Below are 5,662 nucleotides of genomic sequence, written 5' to 3' on the forward strand. Positions count from 1 at the left end.
CGATCTGCAGGCCGACCGGCAGGCCGCCCGCGGTCAGCCCGCACGGCACGCTCGCCGCCGGCTGGCCGGTGAGGTTGAAAGGGTAGGAGAACGGCGTCCAGTTCAGCCAGTCGTCGCCGTAGCGCCCGTCCGGGGGCGTCAGGTTGCCGGCCGCGAAGGCCGGGGTGGCGAGCGAGGGCGTCAGGAGCAGGTCGTAGGTCCGGTGGAAGCGCGCCATGGCGGTGAACAGCGCGCCGCGGGCGTTGAGGGCGGCGACGAAATCCGGCGCCGCGATGTGCCGCCCGCGCTCCGCCGCCGCCCGCAGGGCCGGCTCGACGAGGTCGCGCTTCTCCTCGGGAATCGCCCGCAGCACGCACCAGGCGCCGACGAGCCAGATCCCGTTGAGGGTCTCGACCGGGTCGGAGAAGCCGGGATCGGCCTCCTCGACCTTCGCGCCGAGGTCGGCGAAGGTGCGGGCCGCGGCCTCTGTCAGGCGCGCCACCTCGGGATCGATCCCCGTGGCGTATCCGAGGCGAGGGCTCCAGGCGACGCGCAGGCCCCGCACCCCGGCCTCCAGGCCAGCGAGATAGTCCGGCGGCTCGGCGGCGGAGGCCGCCATGTCGCGGGGGTCGGGCCGGGCAATGGCCTGCATCATCAGGGCGGAATCGCGCACGCGCCGGGTGAGGGGGCCGAGATGGGCCACCGGTCCGAACGGCGAGGGCGGGAAGGCCGGGACCCGGCCGTAGCTGGGCTTGAGGCCGTAGACGCCGCAGAACGAGGCCGGGATGCGGACCGAGCCCGCCCCGTCGGTGCCGATGTGCAGGAGGCCGAGATTGAGCGCCGCCGCCGCGGCGGCCCCGGCCGAGGAGCCGCCGGTGGTGGTGCGCGTGTCCCAGGGGTTGCGGGTCGCGCCGGTATGGGTCGAGTCGCCGAGGCCCTTCCAGCCGAATTCCGGCATCGTCGTCTTGGCGAGCGGGATGGCGCCGGCCTCGACGAGCCGGTCGACCGCGGGGGCGCTCTCGGTCGCCGGGGTGTCGGGCGTGGTCAGCGAGCCGCGGCGCATCGGGTGGCCGGCCCAGGCGACGTTGTCCTTGACCGTGAAGGTCAGGCCGTCGAGGGGGCCGAGGGGCTCGGCCCTGGCCCACCGCGCCTCGGAGGCCGCGGCCGCCGCGAGCGCGCCGTCGCGGTCGACCAGCACGAAGGCGTCGAGGTCCGGGCCGTGGCGGTCGATGCGGGCGAGGGCGTCGGCCACCACGTCGCGCGGGGAGAGGGTGCGGTCGCGGTAGGCGGCCAGGATGGCGCCGCCGTCGAGGTCGCGGATCTCCGTCATGGTGTCTCCCTCGTGACGCGTCAGGCCGCCGGGTAGGTGCGCCCCTTCCAGGTGGCGACCCCGGCCCGGCGCGGACGCAGCAGCGCGTTCCATTGCAAGGTCAGCGCCAGCGCCACGGTGATCGGGTGGAGGGGAATCGTCCAGGGGTCCTCGCGGGTGGCGAGGGTGATCGCCGCCCGGGTGCCGAGGGACAGGGCGAGGGCCGCCGCCGCGAGCGGCAGGCTGCCCGCGCCGAGGAGGGCGGCCAGCACCAGGAGCGGCGGCAGGACGTGGCCGCCGCCCAGCAGCAGGGTCCAGATCGGCAGGGCGCGGGGCGTCGCCAGGCCCTCGTGGGCGTTCTTCGAGAAGCCGGCCCAGGCCTGGCGGAAATCCGTGTACATCCGGCAGGTCGCGAGGTCGGAGGCGGCCACGAGGTCGGTGCGCAGGCCCGCCCGGCGAAACACCCGCGGCAGCAGCACGCCGTCGTGCAGGCTCTCCCGGATCGCCCCGTGCCCGCCGACCCGGCGGTAGGCCTCCGCCTCCGCCAGGACGAGCTGGCCGCAGGCGGCCCCGAGGGCGGGGTCGCGGAGGCGGCGCATCAGCGGGATCGGCAGGTAGCCCAGCAGCAGGAAGTTGATCATCGGCACGGTCAGGCGCTCGCCGAGGGTGCCGGTGACCTGCCGGGGCACGCCGCTGACCAGGGCCGCACCCGACGCCACGGCGGCGGCGGCGAGCGCCGCGGCGGCACCGGGGCGCAGGCGCACGTCGGCGTCGATGAACAGCAGGTGGCGTCCCGAGGCCGCCTGCCCGAGGACGTGGCAGGCGTGGTTCTTGCCGGTCCAGCCGGCGGGCAGGGGCGGCACCGCGATCAGGCGCAGGCGGGAATCGCGGGCCGCGGCCGCCGCGACGGTCGCCGCGGTGGCGTCGGTCGAGTGGTCGTCGGCGACGATCACCTCGATCGCCACGCCGGTGCTGGCCAGCGCCGCCGCCAGGGTCGGGCCGATATTGGCGGCCTCGTTGCGGGCCGGGATCAGGATTGAGACGAGAGAGTCCGGCGCGGGCGCCCCGGAGGGTTTCCTGCGCAGAGCCAGCAGGTTGGCGAGCGCCAGCACGGCCGGCAGCAGCGCCAGCGCGAGGGCGACGAGCGCCAGCACGGTCACGGCGCCCGCCCCCCGTCCCCGGCGCGGTGGCCCGGGACGAACCGGCGCCCGGCGATCGCCGCCGCCGCGCGGTGCCAGGCATCGTAGACGCCGCCGACGCCGCGCCGGCCCTCCAGCAGGGGGACGAAGCGGACGGGATCGCGGCTCTGCACGTCGGCGCCGAGGCGGTCGAGGGTGGCGGTCAGATCGGCCTCCAGGCGCGCGAGGCGGTCCGGGCGGGGCAGGGCGAGGAGGTCGCGGGCGGCGATCCCCGGCCCGAAGGCGGCGCAGGCCTCCGCGCCGCGCTCGTCCCAGAAGGCGTAGTCGAGGGCGAGCGGCACGACCAGGGCCTCGGGCGCGAGCTCGGGCAGCCGCGCGACGCCGGGGCGCAAGCCCAGCGGCCGCTCGCGCACGTCGCTGAAGCGCCCCTGCGCGGTGATCCACATGACCCGGCCGGGCCGGTCCAGGATCTTCCGGGACGCGGCCATGAACGAGGCCGCGCCGCGGGGGGAATCGAGGTCGACCCCGAAGGCGCCCATGCGGGAGAAGATGCGGTAGCGGGCGAGCATCGCCGCGTCGAACGGCGCGAAGCTCTCGGCCGCGGGGAAGAAGCGCCGGGCGAGCAGGATGATCAGGGCCGCGTCCCACCAGGCCGGATGGTTGCAGTAGATCACCACCGGCCCGGACGCGGGCGCCGCCGGGGGCATGCCCCAGGTCGCCACCCGCACGGCGTTGAGGTGGCGCCTCACGTAGCGGGCGAAGTACGCGCCCATGAAGCGCCAGACGAGGGGGGAGCGGGCCGCGACCGGATCCGGGGGCAAGTCCCGCCGAGCCGGCAAGTCCCGCCGAGCCGGCAAGTCCCGCCGAACCGGCAAGTCCCGCGCGGGCGGGCCGGCCCGCCCGGGCAGGTTGGCCCGCCCGCTCACGAGGCGGCCTTCAAGGCCTCGGCAGTGCCGCGGGCGTCCTGGTCGAGGGCGTCGGCGGCGATCCAGCCCGACATCATCACCATCGGCATCCCGGGCCCGGGATGGGCGGCGCCGCCGGCGAGGTAGAGGCCGCGCACCTCCCGCGAGCGGTTGCCGGGCTTGAACGCCCCCATGATCCGGCCATGGGAGGCCAGCCCATAGATCGCGCCGTTCAGCACCTTGTAGCGGGAATGGATGTCCGCCGGGGTCAGGTGCCGCTCGACCACGATGCGCTCCTCGATGTCCGGCATGCCGGCGGTGCGCTTGAGCTTGTCGAGGATCTTCTGCCGGTAGGCCGGCAGCATCTTCGACCAGTCGTGGTGGGGACGGAGATACGGCGTGTGGACCAGCACGTAGAGCGCCTCGCCGCCCTCGGGCGCCACCGTCGGATCGGTGCTGCTCGGCGCGGCGAGATAGGCGGTCGGGTCCGGCGCCGGCTCGCCCTTGCGGTAGATCGCGTCGAACTCCTCCTCGGGGTCGCGCGAGAACACGAAGTCGTGGTGGGCGAGGTGGTCGTAGCGCTTGTTGAGGCCGAGATAGAGCACCACGCCCGAGCAGGCCGGCTCGAAGCTGCGCTTCTCGTAAGCCCGCCCGACCTCGCCGCCGACGAGCTCGCGGTAGGTGCGCACCGCGTCCATGTTGGAGATCACCTTGTCGTAGGGCACGACGCCGCCCCCGACCCGCACGCCCTTCACGGCGCCGTTCTCGATCGCGACGCCCTCGACCTCGCTGTCGGCATTCAGCGTCGCGCCGAGGTCGCCGGCGAGCTTCATCAGCCCCTCGGCCACCGCCCGCGTGCCGCCCATCGGGTACCAGACCCCGTCCGCGGTCTGCATGTGGGCGATGGCGCAGAGCACCGCCGGCGCGCCGTAGGGCGAGGAGCCGACATACTGCACGAAGTGGTCGAGCATCTGGGCGAGGCGCGCGTCGCGCACCTTGCCCCGGATGGTGCCGGCGACCGAGGCGTGCATGCGCAGCGAGAGCACGTCGCGCAGGGTGCCGGGGTTGAGGTTGGCGCGGATGTCGATGGTGTCGAACAGGTCCTGCACCGGCTTCCAGAAGAAGAATTTCTCCGAGACGCCGTGCAGGTGCTCGGACAGGGCGAGGAAGCGCCGGTAGCCCTCGCCGGCGCCCTGGCCGGGGGCGAAGCGGTCCATCTCGGCCGCCATCGCCGAGACATTTTCCATCAGGTCGATGCGGCTGCCGTCGTCGAAGAAGCAGCGCCATTGCGGGTCGAGCCGGCGCAGGTCCATGTAGTCGTGCACCGAGCGGCCGGATTCGGCGAAGATGCGCTCGAGCACCCGAGGCACCGTCAGGATGGTCGGCCCCATGTCGAAGCGGAACCCGCCCTCGTGCAGCACGGCCGCCTTGCCGCCGATCCAGGCGTTCTTGTCGTAGAGGGTCACGTCGTGCCCCCGCGAAGCGGCCACGCAGGCCGCCGCCAGACCGCCCAACCCGCCGCCGACCACCGCGACCGAGGACCCCGCCATCACGCCTCTCCCGAGCGGGCCAAGCGCCCGTTCTGGACAAGCTAGGCTCGGGGATAGGCCGGTCAACGCGCCGGGACCGGTCCACGTTGCCGCGCCGGCGGCGCCCTTCGTTGCGCCGTGAGCGCCCCGGCGCTCTCACGACGCGGTGCGGGCGGAACCCCGCACCGCGCCCGTCGCGTTGATCCGGCGGGAGCGGCAGCACGAGCCGCAACGGAGACCACCACCATGAAGACGACCTTCGCCTTCGTCGGCCTCATGGGCCTCCTGGGCCTCGCCCTCGCCGGCCCGGCGGTGGCGCAGGAGGCCCTCGACATCACGGTCAGCCCGCGCGCGACGCCCCTCGATCCGCCGGCCACCGGCAGCGTCCGGCCGGTGCGGCCGAACCCGAACGTCACGCCGAGCAACCCGATGGGCGTCGTCGGCTTCGACGGACCGCCCGGCGGCACCACCAGCGTGATCGGCGACGACGGCCCGCTGCCCCCCGGCTCGCCCGCCGCGACCCCGGACGCGACGTTCGCCCGGCCGTGAGGCGCGATGCCGGCCGCGACGTTTTCGCCCAGGGCAATCGGGTGAAGTGTCATGGGGCAACGAGCCTGACGAGGTAGTCGTCGTCCCAGCCTGCGGTTTTGAGGGCGAGGCGCATGGAATCCTTTCCTTTTTTGCGGGCTGCGACGTTCACCGCGATGTGGCGGACCGTCAGCATGTTCTCCGGAGCATGAGCGGTGCGGATGCGGGACTGATCGTCGTGGAAGGTGACGTCGGGGTTACAGTGCAGTCAGT

At 74.3% G+C, this 5,662-nt stretch carries 6 protein-coding genes; 1 reads left to right on the plus strand and 5 read right to left on the minus strand.

Going from position 1 to position 5,662, the window contains the following annotated elements; genetic code table 11:
• The 4 genes from VQ02_RS23490 to VQ02_RS23505 all read right to left on the minus strand — a co-directional run.
• On the minus strand, positions 1-1,309 hold a 1,309-nt coding region (locus tag VQ02_RS23490), incomplete at its 3' end, for an amidase (protein ID WP_048446651.1).
• 20 nt (positions 1,310-1,329) lie between these two features.
• On the minus strand, positions 1,330-2,448 hold the full coding sequence (locus VQ02_RS23495; protein ID WP_048446652.1) for a glycosyltransferase family 2 protein: 1,119 nt from the start codon (positions 2,446-2,448) through the stop codon (positions 1,330-1,332).
• Entirely contained in the window at positions 2,445-3,200 is a 756-nt protein-coding gene (locus VQ02_RS23500) for a lysophospholipid acyltransferase family protein (RefSeq protein ID WP_048446655.1), read from the minus strand. The genes VQ02_RS23495 and VQ02_RS23500 overlap by 4 nt, the downstream gene beginning before the upstream one ends.
• Before the next feature lie 149 nt (positions 3,201-3,349).
• The gene (locus VQ02_RS23505) at positions 3,350-4,882 is read right to left on the minus strand and encodes a phytoene desaturase family protein (RefSeq protein ID WP_048446653.1); all 1,533 of its coding nucleotides are present in this window, start codon (positions 4,880-4,882) and stop codon (positions 3,350-3,352) included.
• Positions 4,883-5,107: 225 nt separating this feature from the next.
• Between VQ02_RS23505 and VQ02_RS23510 the strand changes: the two genes are divergently transcribed.
• A complete protein-coding gene (locus VQ02_RS23510) occupies positions 5,108-5,410 on the plus strand; it encodes a hypothetical protein (protein ID WP_048446654.1) in 303 nt (100 codons plus the stop codon).
• A gap of 49 nt (positions 5,411-5,459) precedes the next feature.
• Here VQ02_RS23510 and VQ02_RS39820 read toward each other — a convergent pair whose 3' ends face one another.
• A complete protein-coding gene (locus tag VQ02_RS39820) occupies positions 5,460-5,585 on the minus strand; it encodes a hypothetical protein (protein ID WP_276330953.1) in 126 nt (41 codons plus the stop codon).
• Positions 5,586-5,662: the final 77 nt, after the last annotated feature.

It is taken from the genome of Methylobacterium variabile (assembly GCF_001043975.1).
Lineage (GTDB): Bacteria > Pseudomonadota > Alphaproteobacteria > Rhizobiales > Beijerinckiaceae > Methylobacterium > Methylobacterium variabile.

Excerpts from the sequence above, each read along its gene's own strand:
- VQ02_RS23500 (WP_048446655.1), bottom strand. The coding sequence starts at position 3,200 with ATGGGCGCGTACTTCGCCCGCTACGTGAGGCGCCACCTCAACGCCGTG.
- VQ02_RS23505 (WP_048446653.1), bottom strand. The coding sequence starts at position 4,882 with ATGGCGGGGTCCTCGGTCGCGGTGGTCGGCGGCGGGTTGGGCGGTCTG.
- VQ02_RS23510 (WP_048446654.1), top strand. The coding sequence starts at position 5,108 with ATGAAGACGACCTTCGCCTTCGTCGGCCTCATGGGCCTCCTGGGCCTC.
- VQ02_RS39820 (WP_276330953.1), bottom strand. The coding sequence starts at position 5,585 with ATGCTGACGGTCCGCCACATCGCGGTGAACGTCGCAGCCCGCAAAAAA.